We start from the raw sequence: 23169 nt of genomic DNA, 5'->3' as shown, positions 1-23169 counted from the left end.
AGCGGGCTAGTTGTCTGTGGAAGTGAGTCTGCTACCAAGTCCGGCTTCAATACGCCCGTTATCTCTGAGTCTGCGTCGGCATACTTCGTTTCAATCTCTTTGCGGTTCAACCGCCGAATGATAAAGGGGGTGGACAATCCGGATTTAGTAGGATAAACTTCCAGAAATTATAAATTTTACCGAATAATAGTCTCCCAAACGCTAGAGTCATAAAAATAACAAACGTGAGTTTTCCCTAAGAAACGTTGGAGGAAAGAAGAAGATTTTGCCGAAACTTTTTTGTAAATCATTTTATCTGAGGAACTTCCTTTAGGTAACGGAGTCTTAGCCGCCACCCAGTCTTGATTAGAATAGCAGTCAATCCAGGTATTTATTGTTGCATTGTTTAAGCATTTATTTATTTCTCTCTCTCCCCAACTAGATTTATAAGATAAAACCTTTAAAGTTCCCCCTAAAGTAATGTATCGAAAAATTTTTTCTGTGTGATAATCAGCCAGAGTATCTGTAGCCACAGCAACACCAAAACTATAAGCTAATATAGTTGCTCTATCATAATTATCGCTCTTCAATACGTCTTCGAGAAGATTTAATACTCTACCACGAGTCTTTGATCTGATTGTACTACCCTCTGTATCTTCCCCTAAATAGGCTGCGGAGAATTCACAGATATCAATAAGTGAATTGATGGGTAAAAAGCTTGATAAAATACTAATAAAAAACCAAAAAGACCATCCTTTCATTGATTCACCAAAAAATCCAATCTTTTTTGCCATCTCCAGCGGAATAGCTCCACCAAAAAAACTATTTGTTTGTCCTATAGCTATCAAAACTGCCGCTAAAATTCCGTAATACCAACCTGTCAATAAAATAGCGGAAATAATAAAATTTATAAATAAAGAAGGAGATTCCTTAACGGACAACCAAATAGGAGAAATCAACCAATATATCAAGACTTCACCACCTCTAATAAATTTAGTTTTTTCATCTTTTTGACTCAGTTTATTACTAGCGAATACATCCATGTAATAAGCTTCATAAATGTCAATTGTTTTGTACAACTCTTGTTTGTTATAAATAGAAAATCTTTTTCCTGTATGTCCTGCTATTTTTATTTCACCGTTTTCTTGAACAGTAAAACTCTCTAGCTGCTCGGTTAAAGAACTACAAAAATTTTCCAAAAACTCATTTTTTTCCTGAGTATTTAGACCAGGCACTAAAATTATAACTTCATTAGGAACTGGCATAAACTTTTAGACCTTATAATAATAAGAAGTGTCTTTAATTCAAGGTTAACAGTCAACAGTCAACCGTCAACAGTCAACAGTCAACAGTCAACAGTCAACAGTCAACCGTCAACTTCCTTAAAGCTTCGCTTCCAAAGACTTGAGAAACTCTGTATTTACCCCCGACTCGCGCGTCAGGGCAATTTTCCCAGTACGAGCAATTTCCTTAATCCCAAATCTATTCAGAACCTGGACTATCGCCACCATTTTGCCGGGATCTCCCACAACTTCCAATGTCAGCGTATCATCACCAATATCCACCACTCGCGCTCTAAAAATTTGAGCTAACTCAATGATCTCCGATCGCGTCCCGCTAGCAGCATTAACTTTCAGCAACATCAACTCCCGTTCCACACAGGGAATTTCCGTTATATCCTGAACTTTAAGCACGTTAATCAACTTGTACAGTTGCTTTGTCAACTGTTCGATAATCTGGTCATCTCCGGGTACAACCATCGTAATCCGAGACACTCCCCCTTGTTCCGCCGGGCCAACGGCCAGACTTTCAATATTAAAACCCCGACGGGCAAACAAACCAGCAATTCGAGTGAGGACACCCGCTTCATCTTCAACTAAAACCGAAAGAGTGTGTTTCATTTCTCCAAAAAGACGCATTTCGTGCAATTCTACTTTCGCCAATTCGCCTTTTAGCAGAAGTGCACGCCCATTGAACCTGCATTAGACATTTTATCGCGAGTTATATCATTTCCGGTTACACCGGAATGATGTTGACTGTTGGCTGTTGACTGTTGACTGTTGACGCCGTAAACAGTCAACACTCAACGCCGTGAACAGTGAACTCGAATTTACTATTCCGATGCTAACGGATTTGATATTATTCGCTGTTCATCTGCGGGAAAAAACAATATATTAAGCTGTCGGGGCCAGAGTCACGTTCGATCGACAATATCACTCATAGATCAGCCTAAATCCGCCCCCACCCGCTTATTCTTGTCGATCGCACCCACATGATCTAAGTTTTTTTGTGTACGAACCAACACAATTCCTCGCTCGAATAAAAACTTTTCAGGTCTTGTCGCTGACGGGGACTGAAATTTTGACACCCAATGGGTGCCAAAATTTATTCACAGAAAAACCCGGTGTTGCAGCGACGGCATCTGGCGGCGGACTTGTTCTAGTCGATCGGGATTAATTTCTGCAATCGCCACACCCGGTTCCTCTCCAGCATCCGCCAAAACGGCACCCCAAGGGTCTACAATCATCGCGTGACCGTGTGTTTGACGGCGGCCGTAGTGGCGTCCAGTCTGTGCCGGGGCGATCATATAACAAGTATTCTCGATCGCCCTAGCTTGCAACAAAACCTTCCAGTGATCCTTGCCAGTGTAAGCAGTAAACGCCGCCGGCACGAACAAAATATCAGCCCCCTTGTACGACAAATGCCTGTACACTTCCGGGAACCGCACGTCATAGCACACCGAAAGTCCCAGCGTCCCCAAATCCGGCGACACATAAACAGGTGGCAAATCTTCACCAGCTTTCACAGTGTTCGATTCCCTGTAAGTAATGCCGTCGGGAACATCCACATCGAACAAATGTACTTTTCTGTACCTTGCCACTTCAGTGCCGTTTGGGTCTACCAGCAAACAAGTATTGTATACCTTCCCTCCTGGAGTCGGCACGGGAAACCCGCCGCCCAGAATCGTTACCTGGAACCGTTGGGCCATCGTTTTGAGGAATTTTTCGCTTTGGAGTCCGATCGCCTCTGCTTGAGCAATTTTTTCCTCCTCTTCTCCCATAAACGAGAAATTTTCTGGTAAGGAAACTAACTCCGCACCTTGACGCACTGCCAGGTCGATTAATTCCTCTGCCTGAACCAAATTTTTTTGCAGGTCAGGCAAGCTAGTCATTTGAATTGCTGCGGCGAGATAAGACTTCATCGATTCAAAATATTAGTCAATAGTCAATAGTCATTAGCCATTAGTCATTAGTCATTGGGAACTAATTTGATAACTAAATAGTTTAGATCCTTGGGTTTCACCCATTTCGGCGCTGTTTTGCACGAACTGGTATGGTGTGAGAGTTTTGATATTTGAGCTTTGAATTCACCTGTAACTCATCACTCAAAACTCAAAACTCTCAACTTTTTCCTACTAGGTTTTCCAACCTAATTTCCTTCAAATCTTACGGCATCGGATGGAAAAGCAGGTCGGGGAAAAAGCGGTTAAATTCAATTAAAGCCGCAGCTTGAATAGATATCCAAAGGATAGCCAATACTGGTGCTGTCGAAAGAAACTTGACAAAGTATTGCATGAATTCTGCTCCTGAAAATTCGAGACAGTTGGTAATTGCCGATCGGTCTAGCGCGCTAATTGCTAATTTCTAGTTAATTACTTAACTTTTAGCTATTAGCTCTTCTCCATTTCCCAATTTTAGCGGGGGGAAACAGTAATTTCGTCGTCCTTCGCAAACATTTCACCGCTGGTGATTGATGTGAGAGCTGCCAGAGGCCATAAAACGCCGCTCAGCATACATTTGATTGCCAAAGGAACGTCGATAATAATCTCTTTTTCCTCTGGGGTTGCTGATTTTTTGGTAACTTGCAGATAAGAACGGCCTACCCAACCAATCCAACCTGCGATATACAAGAACAGTATGCTAGGAATCAAAAAGTCCCCTGCTTTGCTCAAGTTGCCGTCTACGATTAAGTGCGGGTATCCTTCCGGGCCGCACATAGCTTGAGAATAGCGATCGAATCTTGCTTTCGCAGATGCGGGGTCGCCATTGGTAGAACGTGCATTTTTAGCCAGTTCCTTGAATTCGGGAGAGTCTTTGCACGGCACTAAATTGTAAGCCGAAGCAACTGGAGCAAAACTGATCCAGACACTCAACACTAAAATTGCAGCAAACAATCGTCGCATGGAATTGTTTCCTTTTGTTACAAAACAATAAGTTTTTGTACAAGCATTTCAACTTGCCGATCTGGAATCCAGATGATCGTGTTTGTTGACAGTGTAAAGTATCCATCATTGATGCGGCAAAGCCCAATAGAATGAGGGATTCCCGTTTTCATAGGTCAATGCTGAGCTAGCAATACCGCGAGGATATTCCTTCATTGCATCCGATGACGGCCTTACCTGTCGATCGGGCAAATATCCCTTAACAATAACCTGAGTACAGGTAGAGCGGGGGACTTGCGCCGAATTAGTTAAGCTAGCAATAACTAACCTATCAAATAAAATTACCAGTTAATGGCAACCATTTTCGCAATCGAAACAAGTTGTGACGAAACAGCAGCAGCAATTGTTAAGAATCGTCAAGTTTGCAGCAATGTTGTAGCATCACAAATTAAAATCCACGAGCAGTTTGGCGGAGTAGTGCCGGAAGTGGCTTCGCGGAGTCACCTAGAAATGCTCAATCAGGTAATTGCCCAGTGTCTCAGTGAAGCAAACCTGAGTTGGTCAGAAATTGACGGCATTGCAGCGACTTGTGCCCCCGGTTTAGTAGGTGCATTGTTAGTTGGGCTGACAGCGGCGAAAAGCTTGGCAATAGTCCATCAAAAACCTTTTTTAGGCGTCCACCACCTCGAAGGGCACATCTACGCTTCTTACCTTACCGAACCCGACTTGCAGCCACCGTTTTTGTGTTTGTTAGTTTCCGGGGGACATACTAGCTTTATTTACGTCAAAGATTGCGGCGTTTATGAAACAGTAGGACAAACACGCGACGACGCCGCCGGCGAAGCTTTTGATAAAGTCGCGAGACTGTTGCAGCTAGGATATCCCGGCGGGCCGCTGATTGACAAATTGGCCGCCCTTGGCAATCCCCAAGCATACCCTCTACCAGAAGGCAGAATTTCCTTGCCTGGTGGCGGATATCATCCTTACGACAGTAGTTTTAGCGGCTTGAAAACAGCAGTTTTGCAATTAGTGCAGAAACTCAAAAAACAAAATAACAATGTGGGTGAGGAAGGATTCTTGCCTGCCCCTACAATTAATGATATTGCGGCCAGCTTTCAGGAAACAGTAGCTAAGGGTTTAACAAAAAGAGCGATCGACTGTGCCGTAAATTTCGGGCTTACCACTATTGTAGTCGGTGGCGGAGTTGCAGCCAACAGCGGACTCCGAAAACACTTACAAGCAGCAGCAGCAAAACACAACTTGCGGGTATTGTTTCCGCCCTTAAAATATTGTACAGACAACGCAGCAATGATTGGCTGTGCGGCGGCAGAACACTTGCAGCGAGGACACACATCGCCGCTGACTTTGGGAGCAAATTCAAGAATGGCTGTCAGCGATATTATGGAACTGTACAAGAGTCATTAGTCATTAGTCATTAGTCATTAGTCATTAGTCATTAGTTATTAGTTATTAGTCAACAGTTAACAGTTAACAGTCAACAGTCAACAGTCAACAGTCAACAGTTAACAGTCAACAGTTAACAGTCAACAGTCAACATTCAACCCAACGATGAAAATCCGCGACGCAGAAGAAAGCGATTTGCCAGCAATTGTTCAAATATATAACGCAGCAATACCGGGCAGAATGGCCACAGCAGATTTAAAAGCAGTCTCAGTCGAAAGTCGCCTCCCGTGGTACAGAGAACACTCTCCCAATTCCTGGCCGATTTGGGTAATGGAATCCGAACAAAATATTGTTGGCTGGCTGAGTTTTCAGATTTTCTACGGACGCGCCGCCTATCAGCATACAGCCGAAGTTAGCATCTACGTCGCACCCGATCGCCAACGCTGCGGAATCGGACAAAATTTATTGCAATCGGCAATTGTGCGGAGTCCAGAATTGAAGCTTAAAACTCTCATAGGAATAATTTTTGCTCACAATCAGCCGAGTGTAAGATTGTTTGAGAAATTTGGCTTTCAGCGGTGGGGATATCTGCCACAAGTTGCCGAACTTGACGGCGTTGAAAGAGATGTCGTAATTCTGGGTTTGCGTTGTTAGCTGTAGGGAAACGGCAATGCTTTTTATCGTGTTAACTTAAGATTAAAAACCTTTGTATCTCTCGCTTATAGCCGATGCCAGATCCCCCTAAATCCCCCTTAAGAAGGGGAGTAGGGGTTGACTTTGAATGCTCTTTATTTTCCCCCTTCTTAACGGGACGAAAGAGTCTTCTCTTTCCAGTTAAAAAGGGAGACTTAAAACACTCTTGTCCCCCCCTTTTTAAGGGGGGTTAGGGGGGATCTGGACTCAGCTACAAGCGAGATTTTCCCAAGCAAAATCGGCCCAGGCAATGTGATGTTTGCTCAATCTGCTAAAATTGTAATTTCATCCAAAGATGCGATCGCCACATCAGCATTTTCCAAATGACTAACCTGGGCCTTTCCCCAACAAATCCCGATACAGCCAGCCGCGCCCGCATTTTTACCCATCTGAATATCGCCCGCTGAATCTCCCACCATCAAAGTTGCTGCGGGATTTACTCCGAGTTTCTCACAAGCTTGCAAAAATAATTTCGGATCTGGTTTATGAACCGTTGAATCAACTCCCATTTCTAACTGAATGTAGTCAGCTAATGCGTGGTGTTTCACAAATTTCTGCACCGATTCTGTTGTAGCAGCCGAAAGAATTCCCAGTTTTAAACCCGCTTCCGAAAGATATTTCAGCACCTCCAAACTGCCGACAAATAAAGGAGAAACAGCACTATTTTTAAACATTTCGTCAGCTTCGTCAAAAGCGCGGCGCGCAATAGTTAAAGATTCCAGCCATCCCCTGCCGGTTTCGGCGATGTATCCCGCCGCCACAATCTCATTTTCCCTACGACTACCGACTGCTAACAAGCCTGTGGGGTCGATGCTGCCACTTTCGATGCCGAAAGCCATTTGTAAAGGCTCTCCAACGCCCGGAATTTGAGCGTCTGCGAGGCGCGATCGCTTCATCCCCAACAATCTCAAAAACTCCTGAGAATCCTCTAGAGTACCGTCTTTGTCAAAGATTACGGCTTGGATATTCGAGAAGGTAATACCCCGACATTTAATAGTTACCAAGAATCTGAACTCCGTAATTTTTATATTTTTTTGTATAGTCTCATATTGTGGTATTTTTAGCAATTGTTTTTAGCGCAACATAACTCTCTTGTCCCACCCCCTACTCCCCTTATTAAGGGGGGCTAGGGGGGATCTGGCCTTAACTATTACGAGATATATCGTACTCTTGTCCCCCCCCTTATTAAGGAGGGTTAGGGGATATCTGGCCCTAAGAATGACGATCGCACGCACCCAACAACTCCTGACAAACTCCCTCGAAACACTGCAACACATCAACATTCGTAAACCTGACAACTTGCAGCCCATACCCCTCGAAAATCCCTGTTCTTTCCGCATCATATTGTTTCCCCTGTTCAGTAAAATGACTCTCGCCATCAACCTCAATTACCAACCTTAAAGCAGCACAATAAAAATCTACAATAAAATTGTCGATCGGTCGCTGTCTCAAAACTCTAAAAGGGAAATTTCTCAGAAAATCTTCCCAAAGTTTCTTTTCGGCTGGAGTTGGATTTTTCCGAAGTTCCTTGGCGATAGGGATGAGTTTTGGGTTGTAAGGTAGGTGGAAATTCGAGTCGTTTAATTTGGTCATCATCCTCCTAATCTCGGATCGATCCCCCCTAACCCCCCTTAATAAGGGGGGGGACAAGACTCTTCTCAAAGTCCCCCTTATTAAGGGGGATTTAGGGGGATCTGTGGGGGATAAAGAGTGTTAACGCAAGCGTATTTGGTCATTCTCCTCCTAATCTCGATCCGGAGATCCGCCCTAACCCCCCTTCTTATACCAATTTTTTATGAGGTTGCATAGAATCCGATCCCCCCTAGCCCCCCTTAATAAGGGGGGGACATGAAGCACTCAAAGTCAACCCCTACTCCCCTTCTTAAGGGGGATTTAGGGGGATCTCCGGGGGACAAGAGTTTAACTGCCTAATCTAATCTCAAACATCATAAATCAACACTCCAAAATATTTAAAATCGTCCTACTAAATTAGCCACCATTAATCCTAGTACAATCGGCTCGATCGGCTTAACCAGATGCCTTTGAAAACCAGCTTCGATCGCCATTTCGCGTTCTTTATCGTTCGCATAGGCAGTCAGCGCCGCGGCTGGGATTTCTCCTCCGGCTTCCGCAGCAAGAGCTCGCACTTCTCGAATTAAGAAAAACCCATCTTCCTCTGGCATTCCCAGATCGGAGATTAGCACGTCATATCTGGCCGGATTTTCAGTCAAAGCAGCGATCGCACTTCTGGCAGATGCAACTGCCAAAACCTCCGCCCCGTAGCCTTCAAGCACAAATTGTAAGAACTCGCGCGTATCGATCTGATCGTCTACGGCTAAGATGTGCAAGCCTTCGAGAGAGGGGACGCGATCGCTAGAGACGTTTAAAGGCCCTACCAAAGCAGTTGACTTTAAATCGATCGCCGATGTCAACTCTGGAGGTAGCGATCGCAACGGCAATCTCACAGTCATTGTAGTTCCTTGTTCATCACCCGGACTTTCGGCTTGCACAGTTCCCCCGTGCAATTCAACCAGGTGACGCACGATCGCTAAACCCAATCCCAGCCCTTGATTCGCCTTAGTGCTGCTGGCATCGCCTTGATGGAAACGATCAAAAATATACGGCAAAAATTGTGCCCCAATGCCTTTTCCCGTATCGCTGACTCGAAGTTGAACATGATCCTCGATCGTCGATACCATGATTTCCACTCGTCCCCCCGCCGGAGTAAACTTAATCGCATTAGACAGAAGATTCCACACAACTTGCTGCAAGCGATTGATATCCCCTAAAACAGTCGTAGAAATCAACTCCGAAACAATTTGAATGTTTTTGGCTTCGGCTGATAATTGAACCCCTTCCAGCGCCGCTTGCACCACTAACCGCAGATCGATCGGACAAATGCACAGTTGAAGCTTGCCACTGGTAATCCGGGAAATATCCAGGATATCTTCGATTAACTGAGATTGCGCTCTCGCGCTGCGCTCGATCACCTCTAGAGCGCGAATAGCCTGTGCTTCATTAAGCTTGCCGGAACGCAGAATTTGTGCCCAGCCCAGGATCGGAGTCAAGGGATTGCGTAATTCGTGGGAGAGATTCGCCAGAAATTCATCTTTACTACGGTTAGCTGTTTCTGCCTCGTGGCGGGCAAACTGTTCCTGCAGTAATAACTGCGATCGTACTGTCTCCAACTGCTTGCGCTGCGTGATATCCTCGATCAACAACAGAATCATTAAAGCTTCATCTTCTCGTTCAAGTTTACAAGCATTCAGCAGCATGGTTTTGGGCCCGATATTATCAAACAGGTGATCCAACTCAAAGTTTTCAAGCTGAACATCACTAACCAGAATATCTTCCAGAATCCATCGCACTTGGGGGATATTCCACTGCCCGTTGCCTAGCTCAAACAGCGAAGATTTTGCTATTTCTGACGGTGAAACCTGAAACATTTTATAGAACGATCGATTTGCTTTATTCACTCGGAAATCAGCATCTAGGACGACTAAAGGCGTTTGCACAGTTTCAACAATGGTTTCAGCATAATTTCGGGCCTCCTCCAAGGTTCTGGCACTGCGTTTAAGAGCATCAATATCGAGCAAAACCATCACCACACCGTCAATCTGGTTTTCCGTTGTCCGGTAAGGACGAATGCGGAGGTTGTACCAATATCCCGATAAAGTTTGAATTTCTTGTTCTTTCGTCTGGAGAGTATCAATCACCTCCAAAATCATCTGTTCCAAGTCAGGAACGTTCAGAGTTGAGCGGATGTCGCTAAAAGGTCGTCCCACATCTGCGGGAATCACACTAAAAATTTGCTGTGCCGTTGGCGTAAAGCGTCGAATCTGTAAATCGTTTGTCAGCATTAAGATAGGGATATTGATACTGGAAAGCAAATTTATCAGATCATTATTCACCAGGCTTTGTTCAATATTTCGGCTACGAAGTTCCTCGTTAGTGGTAGTGAGTGCCTCGTTAGTGGCTTGAATCTCTTCTTTGGCAGTTTCTAACTCCTCATTGGTGCTCTGCAACTCCTCGTTGCTCGATAGGATTTCTTCGTTCGCAACTTTGAGGTCTTGGTAGAGGCGTTCCTGATCCTGGACTACCGCTTGCAGTTGGGCTTGAGCCGCAGTTTTTTCTTGGTTAGCGGCTGCAAGTTGCTGCCTCAGCAGCTCAATTTCGCCCACTAAATCAGCTTGATCTAAGCTTTCAGGGAGGGCGCTGAGGTTAAGCACCCTGGGTGAAGCCTGTTCAAATAGCACCAAAAAGTAGCGTCCTTCGACCGCCTGTGGTCGGAAGGGAATCACCTCAAAATTGACGATACTCGATCGTCCGCCTGATTCAAGCAATACCCTTTCTTTCCTAATGGTTACGTTCTGCGTTTGTGCCTGATAAATCGCGGTGCGAAGCTCTACCAGCAAGCCTGCCCTTGCCATTGCCAGCAAGTTTAAGTTGGGCGTTCCGGCTACCACTCTCAAGTAAGGATCGATGTCTCCCCGCACTTGCAGGATTTTCATCTGCTCGTTGACAACCACACTGGGTGGGGCATATTGATTTAAAATCAGTTGGTCAGTTTCGTGTTGTAAATCAAAGCTATTCCTAAAATTGTCCTTCCCTTCGTGCCGTTCACGTACTTTAGCGAGGGGATAGGAACTCGGCGTAAACGAAAGATTGGGACGAGTCGCAGTCAACTTTTTGGCATAAATTTTAGACTTTTTATCCACTGAATTAAACAAGTAGGAAAATTCTCCGGTACTCTCAGAAGTGCCTAACAACAGAAAGCCCGTTGGGTTGAGACTGTAATGGAAAATCGGCATCACTTTTGTTTGCAATGACTCTCCAAAGTAGATCAGCACATTGCGACAGCTAACTAAATCGATATTGGAAAAAGGCGGGTCGCTGGTTAAGTCTTGTCGGGCAAATACACAAAGTTCGCGGACTGCCTTGCTGATTCTATAGCTACCTCCTACTTCGGCAATAAAGAAGCGAGTACGTCGCTCTTGTGAAACATCTACCATCTGGTTTTCTGAGTAGACTCCAGACCTCGCTTTCGTGATCGCCTGTTCGCCAATGTCTGTGGCAAAAATCTGGATCGGTGGCTGGATGGATCGATCGCCCAAAAACTCTAACAAGCAAATGACGATCGAATAAACTTCTTCACCTGTCGAACATCCCGCCACCCAAATCCGAATCGGAGTTTCGGCCGATTTATTTTGAATAATCGTGGGGAAAACCAGTTCTTTTAACTTTTCAAAGGCTTCGGGATCGCGGAAGAAACTGGTAACGTGGATCAGGATTTCTTCATACAGGGCTATGACTTCAGCCGAATTGTGTCGAAGATGTTGGACGTAATCATTCAAGGTTTCCAGCTTGTACAACTGCATCCGTCGCTGGATGCGTCGAGCGATCGAGGTGGGTTTGTAGTGGCTAAAATCAAGGCCTGTGCTCGATTTCAGCAGCCCAAAAATAGTTATCAGGGCATCTCTCCGTTCGGGCGATTCCTCAAGTTTTGTCAGACGAAGCGGGCCAGTCAGAAGCGGACTGCGACTATACTTTGCCAGTTCCTCGGCAATTTTTTCCGGTGGCAGAATGAAATCGACATTGCCTGTCGCAACAGCGGTATTCGGCATACTATCGACTTGTGCTGTGTCTTGACATTGAGCAAAAGTCATGCCTCCGGCTGCTTTGATTGCCTTGAGTCCGAGTGAACCGTCTCCGTCTCCCCCGGATAATACTACGGCGATTGCTTTGTGCCCGCGATCGATCGCCAAGGAGGTAAAAAACGCATCTCCCGGCAGATATTTGCCATAAATCTTCTCGCGGGGTGATAGTTGCAGCGCGCCTTTACATAGCACCATCTTGGTGTTGGGCGGAATAACGTAGACTTGATTGGGTTCTACAGCTACGCCGTCTTCTACCTCATTAACAGGCATTTGCGTCCTTCTGGCGAGAATCTCGCTCAGCAGACTTTTGTGATTGGGATCTAAATGCTGAATCAGCACAAACGCCATACCAGTATCGCTCGGTAAATGGCTCAGTAACGCCATGAATGCTGCCAAACCTCCTGCTGAGGCGGCAATCCCAACAATGGGAAACGGGGCATCGGTTTCGGGTAATTGTTCGGAATCGAGGGCGGCTGGTTCGATCGATTCGGGTGTATTTTCTGGAGGTAATTGAGGAGAAGTCATGATGTGAAGTCCTTGACTTCAGTTATTTAGTAGAATACATAGCTGGCAAGCGTAAGGCTGATTAATTCGGACTATTTTTATCAAAGCCTACTTAATTTATCTGCATTATGAAGCTCCTTCAAGGATGAGCTACACTGTGGGAGCCATTATCTCAGGGCGCTCTAAAAACTCTATCTGCTGTTGGGGCGAGCACGACAAGAGGCTGGCAATAACCAAGTAGTATATGTGCTTTTGTACTTAGCTTTTTTCAGCGACAAGTGTAGGAGACAGCGGGATTACTGATTCCATATTAATTCTAGCAGTATAAGCGACTTGTGCGCCTTGTATTCCTTTTAAATCTTCTACTCGTTTTTGAATTTCGGAGACTCCAGCAGCTTTTAATGCTGTTAAAAATGTTTGGTCGCTGTAAACATCTTCAGAAAACGAAACTTCGTCACTTTTAGAAAGATTTTGAATCCTGGCAGCTTTGTTGACTGTAGAGCCAAAGTAGTCGATCGAATTATTAAGATTTACCAGCAAAGCCGTACCTCGGTGAAGGCCAATCCTGACTTGAATCCACTCTTGTGGTTGGCGAGTTGAGTTATACTCTCTCAAACAGGCTACAGCACCAGCGGCAGCCATAATTGCTTGTTCGTTGCTAATAAAGGAAGCCATGACGGCATCGCCGATGGTTTTAATAACTTTACCGCCAAATTTCTCGATCGACTCAAAGAAAATTTCAAAATGATCGCGCACAATATTGTAAGCTTTCGTATCTCCCAGTGTTTCGTACATTCTGGTAGAACCAGTAATATCAGTAAACATAATAGTAATTGCCCGAATCTTGACTCGCTCTCTTTCCGATATTACTTGATCGCCGAACAAACGCTTATAATCCGGGTGATGAAGCAGTTGCATTCCTGACAGCCGCAGGGGCAGTTGCTCTACTGTCAATTCATCGGGCAATTCATCTGAATGCAAAATCAGTCCCGACAAATTGTGTTCGGCATTAGTTAATTCTATCTTGACTTTTCCCGGACGCACGGCAAGCTCTTTTTTATCAAAATCTGGGCCGGCTAACTGGTGGAGTTTAATTTCTTGTATCTCTTCTGTTTCTTCGCCTTCAACCTTTAAAATCCCTTTAGCTAAAGTCAGGGGACAGCAGTAGCGGTATCGACCTTTTTCTAAGCTAACTATCTCTGATTCGGTGCAGTAGAGAGGTGTCACCAGTTGCAGTTTACTCTGGAGTACGGGAGGGGGAGCGCAGACGGGCCGCAGTTGCGGGTCTTCGATTTCTTTGTTGAGGGAAAAAGTAACTTCGACGCGATCGAGCAAATCAATTTTAAACTCGCGATCGCACATCGGGCAAAAAGACATTTCTGATGTGTCTGCCAAATCCTTAAATTCTTCTGTAATCATGTTGCAGTGGGGACAGTGAATATCCCAGTGCAAGTCAAAAGCACCGGCTTTTACTCCGTGCAGAAATTCGGAAGTAATTTTTTTAACATTCTTGACTGTATCGCCTGCTACGTAGTAAGGATTAATTCTCAATCTTTGCAAAATGTGGGAACCGGTTAACCAGTTTTCGATTTGGTCGATCGTTCCTTTGCTACAATTGGGACGTTTTTTGAGCTGTTCTAATTTTTCTTTTAATAGTTCGATGTTCATGATCCACTTGCCTGTGAGCGTCAGGGCAAGAAATTTATAATAATTTACTTGGATAATTTGCTCGTCTGGCTGGTTCTGCCGTGAGAATTATTTCTGATGAGTTTGCACCTGTGCCGATCTCTCTGACCTTTATAAATCTTAACAAATTAGCACCATGAAGGCCATGCCTATTTAGGCAGATTGATCGCGCTGTCACTTGTTTCAATTCAAAGTGCGATCGGTGCATCGGTCTACAGAAAGATATTAAATCTCGGTAATTAAGAATGGGGAATTGGCAATTGGCAATTGGGAATTGGGAATTGTCAACCACCGAGCAGCGACTAATGACTAATAACTAATAGCTAATTACTAATAACTAATGACTAATGACTAATAACTAATAACTAATTACTAATGACCAATGACTAACTAAAAAAAAAGAGGGAATTTTCCCTCTTTTAATCACACTAACTGCGATGTTATTCTTCCGTCGCAGGAGGGATTTCTTCCTCTACATCTAATACTGCTTCAGGTGCTGCTTCAGGTGCTGCTTCAGGTGCTGCTTCGGGTGCTGCTTCGGGTGCTGCTTCGGGTGCTGCTTCAGGTGCTACTTCCGGCAGATCCTCTTCCATTGCTGAGGGTACATCTTCGAGTATTTCGTCGGAGAGGTCATCAGCATCGATCGAGTCTACAGGAATGTCTATGCCTGCTTTAGCTTGCTTTTGAGCGAGCATTTTCTCCCGGAACTTAGCTGCCATTTCCTCAGCTTTTTCGTATACCAATTCGCGATTTTTGACCATCGCGCCCGGTTCCGGTTCCAACTGCTTGGTGGAGAGAGAAATCCGGCCCCTCTCGGCATCCAAGTCAATGATCATCACTTTCACTTCGTCGTTGACATTGAAGACGCTATGAGGCGTATCGATGTGATCGTGCGAAATTTCCGAGATGTGCAGCAAGCCGCTGACGCCGCCGATGTCGATAAAGGCACCGTAAGGCTTGATACCGCGTACTGTACCGATGACGACTTCCCCGACTTCGAGGCGGTTCATCTTGCGCTCAACTAAGGCGCGACGATGACTCAACACTAGGCGGTTGCGGTCTTCGTCTACCTCTAAGAATTTTAATGGTAATTCTTCAGCGACTAATTCTTCCTTCGGTTTGCGGGTACTTATATGAGAACCGGGAATAAAGCCTCGCAAGCCTTCTATTCTCACGAGTGCGCCGCCGCGGTTCGTGGCAAATACTTGCGATCGTACTGTGGCATCTTCTGCTTGCAGTTGTCGCACTCTTTCCCACGCCCGCATATATTCGATGCGCCGGATGGACAGGGTTAATTGTCCGTCTTCATTTTCATCGGTTAGAATGAAAAATTCTCTGGTTTCGTTTGATTGCAATACCTCTTCAGGGCTTTCGACTCGATTGATCGACATTTCCTGAATGGGAATGTAAGCTGCTGTTTTAGCACCGATATCAATCAGAGCGCCCCTCGGTTCTATACTAAAAACTGTACCCGCTACTACATCGCCCGGGCTAAAGTGATAGTCATATTTATCAAGTAGGGCTGCAAAATCTTCGTGAGTAAAGCCGATGTCTTTGACTGTGGTTTTGAGATTGACCATGCGAATAGTTTCCTAGGATTTCTCTCCTTCATGTTTTTCGTTTGTGCCGGCAGATATTAGAGATTTTGGTGAAAAAGCGATTAACTTTTTTCAAAATCTTTTACTAAAGTCAGTTTTTGCTAACTTTTGCCGGGTGCAACTGCACACCAGCGCTTGCCATTACTGTTACTTCATACTCTGTGTTAAAACGTTTAATCTTAACATTCCGAGTCAAGTAGACTATTTTGACACTCTCAGGTATAAATAAACTGAGATTCTTCATTCAACGAGCCGACTTGCTGGCGACAGGATGACTCCAGTCTAAGTAGAGGTCGGTTTCTCCAGAAGCGTAAATTTCGGTATGCCCTACCGTATTTAATTAGTCACCGATCTTTCGTTAGGTTTTGTTCAAATGCGAGCTTTCCTAAACTGCAACACCGTTAGGTGTGACTACGCACTCAACTAATCCAGTTAAGTTTTTACGTTGTCTAGTTATACTCTATTTTAGACCGATGACGATCATATCACACCCAGCACTCTTACTGAGAAAAAAGAACACTCGCGAGAAGGAGAGTCCCTTGAGTCGCTATTCCTCCCGGCCTTCCTCGCGACACGGTTTTCAATCTCCCAGAATATTTCTATAAATTAATTTAAGCGAGCTTAGCTGGGAGTAGCGCAGGATGCTGGGCTTTCTCGATCGACTGCTTCGACATCCGGCAAATCTGCGTCAAAATTGGGTCTAGTTTCTGCATCTTCAGCTTCGTTGAGGGGATTCTGAAGGTGATTTAGGGTATCTACAAAATCTCGGATGCCTCGAAATTGCCGATATACCGAGGCAAAACGGACATAAGCGACTTCGCTGAGCGGCCGCAGGTGCAACAGCACCAGTTCCCCTATTTCTGAACTGGCGATTTCTCGGAGCGATCGACCTTGGAGTTGCGCTTCAATTTCTTCAGCCAGAGTTTCGAGATGCCCCGAAGACAAACCGGTTTTTTCGCAGGCCCGAATCAATCCCCTGACTAATTTTGACCTGTCAAAAGATTCGCGCTTGCCGTCCCGCTTGATCACCGTAATCGGCACAAATTCTATGCGTTCGTAAGTTGTGAAGCGGTGCTGGCAGCTCAAACACTCACGCCGCCGACGGATGCTTTGACCTGATTCGGCTGAACGCGATTCTAGAACGCGGCTATTTGTGTGTTGGCAGGAGGAACAGCGCATGATTGCTGATTTTAACAGGCATTGCCAGCAAATTGCCATTCATCTAACCGCCTGGGGTCTGATGAATGGCTGGACTAGAAAAATCACTTAACACACAGCGGTGAAATAGTCCCGCACCAAATTAGATCGCTATGATGCGGGCTAACCGCAGTCCGGTTCAAGATATTTTGGACTTGCTGGAGGCGTATAGCTAATTATTTGCCAATCCGGGGAGGTTCCCGAAAGGCGATCGCAAAAAATAGTACGCCTATGGCTAAAGCCAGAATCAAAATGTAAGCAACACTTTCCATGTTAAATTTTCCCTATCTTCCCTTGCCGTATTATTTCATCGTGAACAAACCTGACGGTCAACTGAGTACAGTTAGACCGCAGGCTTCTTTTTCCTTTTTTTCAAAGGCTTTTTATAGTGAGGTAGTTCCACCCCCACTTGCTAATATAGTATCAGAGTATTTCCCGATCATCAATGGGTGTAAAAGAACAATTGTCGGTTTCCGTACCTACACCCGACGAGCCTTTCATCCCAAGGAGTAATTTATTCGGGGTACTTCGCGCAGCGCTCTGATTAATCCCCTCTAAATATACCGAGGGACTTCCCGGCGGGTAGTTAATTGCTGGTTTTATTCTTAACTAAAAAAACCCGGTTTCTTGAAGAAACCGGGTTTTTTTACACCGGGAAAGTTTCCCGGCTAGCCAGGGGCTGGCGAAATTTAGAGAGGTTCTTCTCTTCTGGTGGTCACGTCGCCCAGTTTTTGGAACAAGCCCCACTCGACTTGTTCTTCGAGGTCAGCCTCAACTCCAGCAAACACGTCGCGGAAAATAGTCCGAGAACCGTGCCAGATATGGCCGAAGAAGAACAGCAAAGCAAAGCAAACGTGTCCGAAAGTGAACCAACCGCGAGTCGAAGTGCGGAAAACGCCGTCAGAATTCAAGGTTTCGCGATCGAATTCAAATACTTCACCCTTTTGGGCGGCGCGAGCAAACTTCTTAACATCTAGAGGATTATCAAAGGTTTGACCGTTAAGTTCGCCGCCGTAGAAGCTGACAGTAACTCCGCTTTGTTCAAAGCTGTATTTTGATTCAGCACGGCGGAAGGGGATGTCAGCGCGAACGACCCCATCTTTGTCTGTCAAAATTACTGGGAAAGTTTCAAAGAAGTTGGGGAGGCGGCGAACCGACAATACCCGGCCTTCGTTGTCAGTAAATACTGGATGGCCCAGCCAAGATTTAGCAATACCGTCGCCATTGACCATCGCGCCGGCGCGGAACAAACCGCCTTTAGCAGGAGAGTTGCCCACGTAGTCGTAGAAAGCCAATTTTTCGGGAATTTGTTCGTAAGCTTCTTGGAAGCTAGCGCCACTGGCCAAGCTAGCTTGAGCTCTGCGATCGATTTCTTGTTGGAAATAGTTTCCGTCCCACTGATAGCGAGTCGGGCCAAAAAGTTCGATCGGAGTAGCAGCAGAACCGTACCACATCGTACCCGCAACCACAAAGGCTGCAAAGAATACGGCAGCGATACTGCTAGAAAGTACAGTTTCGATATTCCCCATCCGCAGGGCTTTGTAAAGACGTTCCGGCGGCCGCACTGTCAAGTGGAACAAACCGGCAATTACGCCGACTACGCCCGCTGCAATGTGGTGAGCCACGATGCCGCCCGGATTGAAGGGATCGAAGCCTTCAGGGCCCCAAGAAGGCGCCACTGGCTGGACGTGACCGGTCAGGCCGTAGGGGTCGGACACCCACATTCCGGGCCCAAAAAGTCCCGAAAGGTGAAATGCGCCGAAGCCGAAGCAGAGCAAGCCGGAGAGGAACAGGTGAATGCCAAACATTTTTGGCAAGTCGAGGGCTGGTTCACCGGTGCGAGGGTCTCTGAAAAGTTCTAAGTCCCAAAATACCCAGTGCCAAACTGCTGCTAAGAACAGCAGGCCCGATAGGACGATGTGAGCGACGGCGACGCCTTCAAAGGACCAGAAGCCCGGATCGACGTTACCTTCGCCAGTGATGCTCCAACCACCCCAAGAACCCGTAACTCCCAAGCGAGTCATGAAGGGCAACACGAACATCCCTTGACGCCACATTGGGTTCAGAACTGGGTCTGTGGGATCAAAAACTGCTAGTTCATAAAGGGCCATTGAGCCGGCCCAACCTGCCACGAGGGCAGTGTGCATTAAGTGTACAGAAATCAATCGGCCTGGGTCATTTAAGACGACTGTGTGTACGCGATACCAGGGTAGTCCCATTGACTGCGGTTCTCCAAGGTGTAAGTGATGATGTCTATTTTTACGGAAAAATCAGATTCTGAATCCCCAGCAGTTACCTGCAGGGTTTAAACTCTGCCTTTTGCCGACTGCCATCTACCTTCAAAGGTGGAGGCATAAAAATGAAAGTTATTTAAAGAAGTGTATCGAGTGTTAGAACCGATTGCAATATGTTGAGCATTACATTAGTTGCGGGTTGCCCATTTCGCAGCGGGCGGCGATCGTCCCGAGGCGTTCGAGGACTTGCTCGGCATCGATCAGTCTGGTGAGGGTGACGTTGCCGATATTTTTGGCGGGATCGGCAGGATCGGGACGGACTGCTGGTTGGACTTCTACCATGAGTACGGCGTCTTCTACGCGGTAGAGCCACATTTTTTCGTTGCGATCGGAAAGACAGAGGTTGAGCTGTTGGATGTCCGGCGCCCGTCTCCAGGCGGCGTGACTCCACTCGCCGCCGACGCCCCAAACGCGCCCAACTTTCCAGCCGTCGGATAAGAAGAAGTATTTCACTTGTGTACGCTTGTTGAGATTTTTTTGTCTAACATAGCGCAAAACTGCAATTGTACGGAATTATTGAACTCCGAAGACGCGAAGGGTGCATATAAATATTGTTATTCGATCGACTATTGGCTATAATATGCTATCTAAGGCATAATTGATCCAAATGACATGGAACATTGAGTTTCACTTTGATTTTTACTCTGAGTTTACCGAATTCCCCACTGATGTCAGATTAGAGCTTTTAGCAAAACTCACACTGTTACAAGAATTTGGCCCAAACCTCAAGCGTCCTCACGTCGATACTCTCAATGGTTCTACCTACACTAATATGAAGGAACTTAGGTTTCAGGCGGCTGGTGGAGTTTGGCGAGTCGCTTTTGCATTTGACCCCCGCCGAGAAGCGATTCTGTTGGTAGGTGGGGACAAATCTGGTAGTAGTGAGAAGCGATTTTACAAGCAACTAATTAAGATAGCAGATAGTAGATTTACCGACCATTTGAATAAGTTAATGGAGCCAGAAACAGATGACAATTAGCCTGAAGACTATTATGGAGAATTTGCCTCCCGAAGAACGAGCAATAGTCGAAAAGCGATCGGTTGAATTAATGGCTGAAGAAATGACCTTGCAAGACTTACGAAAAGCAAGGAAATTTACTCAGATTCGCATGGCAGAATTATTAAATATGCGTCAAGAAAATGTCTCCCGACTCGAACGCCGTGCGGATTTGTTGGTATCTACTTTGCAAAGTTATATCGCGGCAATGGGTGGGGAGTTGTCATTTGTCGTAGAATTCAAAGATCGACCCCCCGTAAAAATTACTGGATTAACATCGATGTTTGAAGAAAGCAGCTACACTAATGGAGAGGAAGAGTTTTAATTGAGGAACACCTGTTGTTAAAGTGAGAGCGCTCGAACCTTTTCGCATCTAGAGACCGCTGATCAAAAACATCGTATCCGATAAGTACCCATCCGCCTTAAACTCTGAAGTCAATTAGACATCTTCTAAAAAGATTTTGTCAGCCTTTCCCTACCTGGACTAAAACCTAATTTTGCCAGATGTCTATTATTCAATCTAAAATCTAAAATCTAAAATCTAAAATCGAATGATCGCACAAACTCCAGTACAATTCCAAGACAGTTTCGACATCATCGTAGTAGGTGGCGGACACTCCGGCTGCGAAGCCGCCCTCGCCACTTCTCGCCTCGGCTGTCGCACCCTTCTCCTCACCCTCAACCTCGACAAAATTGCGTGGCAACCTTGCAATCCGGCTGTCGGCGGCCCAGCTAAAACCCAACTTACTAACGAAGTGGATGCGTTAGGCGGGGAAATTGGCAAAATGGCCGATCGCACTTACTTACAAAAGCGCGTCCTCAACGCATCGAGAGGCCCCGCAGTTTGGGCGCTGCGAGCACAAACTGACAAGCGGGAATATGCCGCTGTGATGAATAATATTGTTGAAAATCAACCCAATTTGACCATCCGCGAAGCGATGGTTACAGACTTAGTTTTGGGCAAAAACGAAGAAGTAATCGGAGTTGAAACATACTTCGGCGTCGCCTTTGAATGCAAAGCAGTAATTCTCACCACAGGCACTTTTTTAGGTGGCACAATTTGGGTGGGCAATAAGTCGATGCCCGCCGGACGTGCAGGAGAATTTGCCGCCGTTGGCTTGACGGAAACTCTCAATCGTTTGGGCTTTGAAACTGGCAGGTTAAAAACAGGAACTCCGGCAAGAGTTGACAAACGTACTCTCGATTACACCCACCTCGAACCGCAGCCGGGAGATGCAGAGGTTCGCTGGTTTAGTTTCGATCCAGAAGTTTGGGTGGAACGGGAACAGATGCCTTGTTATTTAACTCGAACTACGCCTGAAACTCATCAATTAATTAGAGACAATTTGCATCTTTCTCCAGTCTACGGCGGCTGGGTGGATGCGAAGGGGCCGCGCTATTGTCCGAGTATTGAAGATAAGATTGTGCGGTTTGCGGATAAGGAAAGTCACCAGATTTTTATTGAACCGGAAGGTAGAGATATTCCTGAACTTTATATCCAAGGTTTTTCTACTGGTTTACCGGAAAATTTGCAGTTGCAAATGTTGCGGACTCTTCCTGGTTTGGAAAAGTGCGAGATGATGCGCCCTGCTTATGCTGTGGAGTACGATTATTTGCCTGCTACTCAGTGCTTTCCAACGCTGATGACTAAGAAGATTGAAGGGCTGTTTTGCGCGGGTCAGGTTAACGGTACAACGGGATATGAGGAGGCGGCAGCACAGGGGATTGTGGCGGGTATTAATGCGGCTCGGTTTGCGAAAAATCAGGAGATGATTGTGTTTCCTCGCGAGCAAAGTTATATCGGGACTTTGATCGATGATTTGTGTACGAAGGATTTGCGGGAACCTTACCGGATGTTGACTTCGCGATCGGAATATCGGCTATTATTGCGATCGGACAATGCTGACCAACGCTTGACGCCGCTGGGACGGGAAATTGGTTTGATTGACGATCGCCGGTGGGAGTTGTTCGATCGCAAACAAGCTAATATTGTGGCAGAGAAGGAACGTTTGTACTCGACGCGGGTGAAAGAGCACGAGGAAGTAGGCAAGGCAATTTTTGCAGACACTCAACAAGCGATTAAAGGTTCAATTACTCTGGCTGATTTGTTGCGTCGTCCTGGTTTTCATTATGTGGACTTGGAACGCTACAATTTAGGCAATTCTAGTCTGAAGTTGGCTGAGAAAGATGGTGCAGAAATTGACATCAAATATTCCGGCTACCTGCAAAGACAGCAAAATCAAATCGATGACATTGCCAAACACGAACGCCGACAATTGCCTGCAGATTTGGATTACATGGCAATTACAACTCTCTCCAAAGAATCGCGGGAAAAGTTGGCTAAGGTGAAACCGCTGACGATTGGCCAAGCGGCCAGAATTGGTGGGGTAAATCCGGCTGATGTTAATGCTTTGTTGATTTTTCTGGAAGTGCGAAACCGTCAGCAGCCAGCGGGTGTAGGTAAATAAGCTAAACTAGAGGTGTCTCAAGGCTGCCTTCAATTTTATGAAATAGCAGGATAAAAAAGTGTGACTATTGTGAAACCACTATTTTGTTCGGCTGCTTTCATATTGAGGGATATACAGCGTATTCCAGGTTTATGAAGTAAACCCTAATGCAACAAACAAGAAAAACTGGCAGAATGTCAACTCTAATTGATGAAATTCTGCCAGTATCTTTTAGATATTTATCAATCCTCGAACCAAGTCTGAATTTCGCAAATATTCCGCATAATCAGCGTTTATCGGTGGTTCAAACCTCCCCGAAATCCCCACCATTGTTGCCACCCTCAAAGCCTTAAAAGAACAGCGAGATGCCTTGCTATACGCTTATATAGGCGCTCACTGGTGGTACTGGGAATAGAGCGAAATTTGGTATTGGGCGATCGCACAATCGGCTAAATAGTCATTCCCCAACTTCCATAAAGAGTGCGAGAGAGGGAGAGGGGGGAGAGGGGGAGAATTGGGAAACACAGTTAAATTCATCCGTGTATCCGTGT

At 45.7% G+C, this 23169-nt stretch carries 19 protein-coding genes; 5 read left to right on the top strand and 14 right to left on the bottom strand.

Annotated features, from left to right (window positions below; all coding sequences use genetic code 11):
- Nucleotides 1-176 precede the first annotated feature (176 nt).
- The 5 genes from QUB37_RS04640 to QUB37_RS04620 form a co-directional block, all read right to left on the bottom strand.
- Entirely contained in the window at nt 177-1244 is a 1068-nt protein-coding gene (locus QUB37_RS04640; protein ID WP_333159549.1) for a hypothetical protein, read from the bottom strand.
- Between the two features lie 117 nt (nt 1245-1361).
- Nucleotides 1362-1880 (bottom strand): acetolactate synthase small subunit, encoded by a 519-nt coding sequence (gene ilvN / locus QUB37_RS04635; protein WP_039887977.1) that lies wholly within the window; start codon nt 1878-1880, stop codon nt 1362-1364.
- Between the two features lie 488 nt (nt 1881-2368).
- Nucleotides 2369-3181, bottom strand: coding sequence for a carbon-nitrogen hydrolase family protein (locus tag QUB37_RS04630; RefSeq protein ID WP_333159546.1), 813 nt, complete (start codon nt 3179-3181; stop codon nt 2369-2371).
- Between the two features lie 244 nt (nt 3182-3425).
- Nucleotides 3426-3554 (bottom strand): photosystem I reaction center subunit IX, encoded by a 129-nt coding sequence (psaJ, locus tag QUB37_RS04625; RefSeq protein ID WP_333037175.1) that lies wholly within the window; start codon nt 3552-3554, stop codon nt 3426-3428.
- 119 nt (nt 3555-3673) lie between these two features.
- The gene (locus tag QUB37_RS04620) at nt 3674-4162 is read right to left on the bottom strand and encodes a Photosystem I reaction center subunit III (protein ID WP_333037176.1); all 489 of its coding nucleotides are present in this window, start codon (nt 4160-4162) and stop codon (nt 3674-3676) included.
- 330 nt (nt 4163-4492) lie between these two features.
- Here QUB37_RS04620 and tsaD point away from each other — a divergent pair, with 330 nt between their 5' ends.
- Together tsaD and QUB37_RS04610 are read left to right on the top strand one after the other, a co-directional pair.
- On the top strand, nt 4493-5566 hold the full coding sequence (gene tsaD / locus QUB37_RS04615) for a tRNA (adenosine(37)-N6)-threonylcarbamoyltransferase complex transferase subunit TsaD (RefSeq protein WP_333159544.1): 1074 nt from the start codon (nt 4493-4495) through the stop codon (nt 5564-5566).
- Nucleotides 5567-5710: 144 nt separating this feature from the next.
- Complete coding sequence (locus tag QUB37_RS04610) at nt 5711-6199, top strand: N-acetyltransferase family protein (RefSeq protein WP_333159542.1); 489 nt, start codon at nt 5711-5713, stop codon at nt 6197-6199.
- 302 nt (nt 6200-6501) lie between these two features.
- Here QUB37_RS04610 and QUB37_RS04605 read toward each other — a convergent pair whose 3' ends face one another.
- From QUB37_RS04605 to QUB37_RS04565, 9 genes are all read right to left on the bottom strand, one after another.
- Nucleotides 6502-7242, bottom strand: coding sequence for an HAD family hydrolase (locus tag QUB37_RS04605; RefSeq protein WP_333159540.1), 741 nt, complete (start codon nt 7240-7242; stop codon nt 6502-6504).
- Nucleotides 7243-7450: 208 nt separating this feature from the next.
- Complete coding sequence (locus tag QUB37_RS04600) at nt 7451-7834, bottom strand: endonuclease domain-containing protein (RefSeq protein WP_333159538.1); 384 nt, start codon at nt 7832-7834, stop codon at nt 7451-7453.
- 374 nt (nt 7835-8208) lie between these two features.
- Complete coding sequence (locus QUB37_RS04595; protein WP_333159535.1) at nt 8209-12420, bottom strand: chemotaxis protein CheB; 4212 nt, start codon at nt 12418-12420, stop codon at nt 8209-8211.
- A 237-nt stretch (nt 12421-12657) separates the two neighbouring features.
- A complete protein-coding gene (locus tag QUB37_RS04590; RefSeq protein ID WP_333159533.1) occupies nt 12658-14067 on the bottom strand; it encodes an adenylate/guanylate cyclase domain-containing protein in 1410 nt (469 codons plus the stop codon).
- 458 nt (nt 14068-14525) lie between these two features.
- The gene (locus tag QUB37_RS04585) at nt 14526-15665 is read right to left on the bottom strand and encodes a 30S ribosomal protein S1 (protein ID WP_333159531.1); all 1140 of its coding nucleotides are present in this window, start codon (nt 15663-15665) and stop codon (nt 14526-14528) included.
- Nucleotides 15666-16304: 639 nt separating this feature from the next.
- Nucleotides 16305-16862 carry a transcriptional regulator NrdR gene (gene nrdR / locus QUB37_RS04580; RefSeq protein WP_333159620.1) on the bottom strand — a complete coding sequence of 186 codons (558 nt, stop codon included), beginning with the start codon at nt 16860-16862 and terminating at the stop codon, nt 16305-16307.
- Nucleotides 16863-17056: 194 nt separating this feature from the next.
- Entirely contained in the window at nt 17057-17152 is a 96-nt protein-coding gene (locus QUB37_RS04575; protein ID WP_006635641.1) for a photosystem II reaction center protein T, read from the bottom strand.
- 417 nt (nt 17153-17569) lie between these two features.
- Nucleotides 17570-19099 (bottom strand): photosystem II chlorophyll-binding protein CP47, encoded by a 1530-nt coding sequence (gene psbB / locus QUB37_RS04570; protein ID WP_333159529.1) that lies wholly within the window; start codon nt 19097-19099, stop codon nt 17570-17572.
- Between the two features lie 198 nt (nt 19100-19297).
- Nucleotides 19298-19627, bottom strand: a complete 330-nt coding sequence (locus QUB37_RS04565; protein WP_039887994.1) for a hypothetical protein — start codon at nt 19625-19627, stop codon at nt 19298-19300.
- A 154-nt stretch (nt 19628-19781) separates the two neighbouring features.
- Here QUB37_RS04565 and QUB37_RS04560 point away from each other — a divergent pair, with 154 nt between their 5' ends.
- From QUB37_RS04560 to mnmG, 3 genes are all read left to right on the top strand, one after another.
- Entirely contained in the window at nt 19782-20153 is a 372-nt protein-coding gene (locus QUB37_RS04560; RefSeq protein ID WP_333159527.1) for a type II toxin-antitoxin system RelE/ParE family toxin, read from the top strand.
- On the top strand, nt 20143-20496 hold the full coding sequence (locus QUB37_RS04555; RefSeq protein ID WP_333159525.1) for a transcriptional regulator: 354 nt from the start codon (nt 20143-20145) through the stop codon (nt 20494-20496). Before QUB37_RS04560 ends, QUB37_RS04555 begins: the two co-directional genes overlap by 11 nt.
- 226 nt (nt 20497-20722) lie before the next feature.
- Nucleotides 20723-22639 (top strand): tRNA uridine-5-carboxymethylaminomethyl(34) synthesis enzyme MnmG, encoded by a 1917-nt coding sequence (mnmG, locus tag QUB37_RS04550; RefSeq protein ID WP_333159523.1) that lies wholly within the window; start codon nt 20723-20725, stop codon nt 22637-22639.
- Nucleotides 22640-23169: the final 530 nt, after the last annotated feature.

This window comes from Microcoleus sp. AT3-A2 (assembly GCF_036705685.1).
Taxonomy (GTDB): Bacteria; Cyanobacteriota; Cyanobacteriia; order Cyanobacteriales; family Microcoleaceae; genus Microcoleus.
The sequence above is the reverse complement of the archived record's forward strand: the minus strand, read 5'-3'. Positions and strand labels throughout refer to the sequence as shown.

Bases quoted from the DNA above. Each gene is read 5' to 3' on its own strand.
- QUB37_RS04640 (WP_333159549.1), bottom strand. From the start codon at position 1,244: ATGCCAGTTCCTAATGAAGTTATAATTTTAGTGCCTGGTCTAAATACT.
- ilvN (WP_039887977.1), bottom strand. From the start codon at position 1,880: ATGAAACACACTCTTTCGGTTTTAGTTGAAGATGAAGCGGGTGTCCTC.
- QUB37_RS04630 (WP_333159546.1), bottom strand. From the start codon at position 3,181: ATGAAGTCTTATCTCGCCGCAGCAATTCAAATGACTAGCTTGCCTGAC.
- psaJ (WP_333037175.1), bottom strand. From the start codon at position 3,554: ATGCAATACTTTGTCAAGTTTCTTTCGACAGCACCAGTATTGGCTATC.
- QUB37_RS04620 (WP_333037176.1), bottom strand. From the start codon at position 4,162: ATGCGACGATTGTTTGCTGCAATTTTAGTGTTGAGTGTCTGGATCAGT.
- tsaD (WP_333159544.1), top strand. From the start codon at position 4,493: ATGGCAACCATTTTCGCAATCGAAACAAGTTGTGACGAAACAGCAGCA.
- QUB37_RS04610 (WP_333159542.1), top strand. From the start codon at position 5,711: ATGAAAATCCGCGACGCAGAAGAAAGCGATTTGCCAGCAATTGTTCAA.
- QUB37_RS04600 (WP_333159538.1), bottom strand. From the start codon at position 7,834: ATGATGACCAAATTAAACGACTCGAATTTCCACCTACCTTACAACCCA.
- QUB37_RS04595 (WP_333159535.1), bottom strand. From the start codon at position 12,420: ATGACTTCTCCTCAATTACCTCCAGAAAATACACCCGAATCGATCGAA.
- QUB37_RS04590 (WP_333159533.1), bottom strand. From the start codon at position 14,067: ATGAACATCGAACTATTAAAAGAAAAATTAGAACAGCTCAAAAAACGT.
- QUB37_RS04585 (WP_333159531.1), bottom strand. From the start codon at position 15,665: ATGGTCAATCTCAAAACCACAGTCAAAGACATCGGCTTTACTCACGAA.
- nrdR (WP_333159620.1), bottom strand. From the start codon at position 16,862: ATGCGCTGTTCCTCCTGCCAACACACAAATAGCCGCGTTCTAGAATCG.
- QUB37_RS04575 (WP_006635641.1), bottom strand. From the start codon at position 17,152: ATGGAAAGTGTTGCTTACATTTTGATTCTGGCTTTAGCCATAGGCGTA.
- psbB (WP_333159529.1), bottom strand. From the start codon at position 19,099: ATGGGACTACCCTGGTATCGCGTACACACAGTCGTCTTAAATGACCCA.
- QUB37_RS04560 (WP_333159527.1), top strand. From the start codon at position 19,782: ATGACATGGAACATTGAGTTTCACTTTGATTTTTACTCTGAGTTTACC.
- QUB37_RS04555 (WP_333159525.1), top strand. From the start codon at position 20,143: ATGACAATTAGCCTGAAGACTATTATGGAGAATTTGCCTCCCGAAGAA.
- mnmG (WP_333159523.1), top strand. From the start codon at position 20,723: ATGATCGCACAAACTCCAGTACAATTCCAAGACAGTTTCGACATCATC.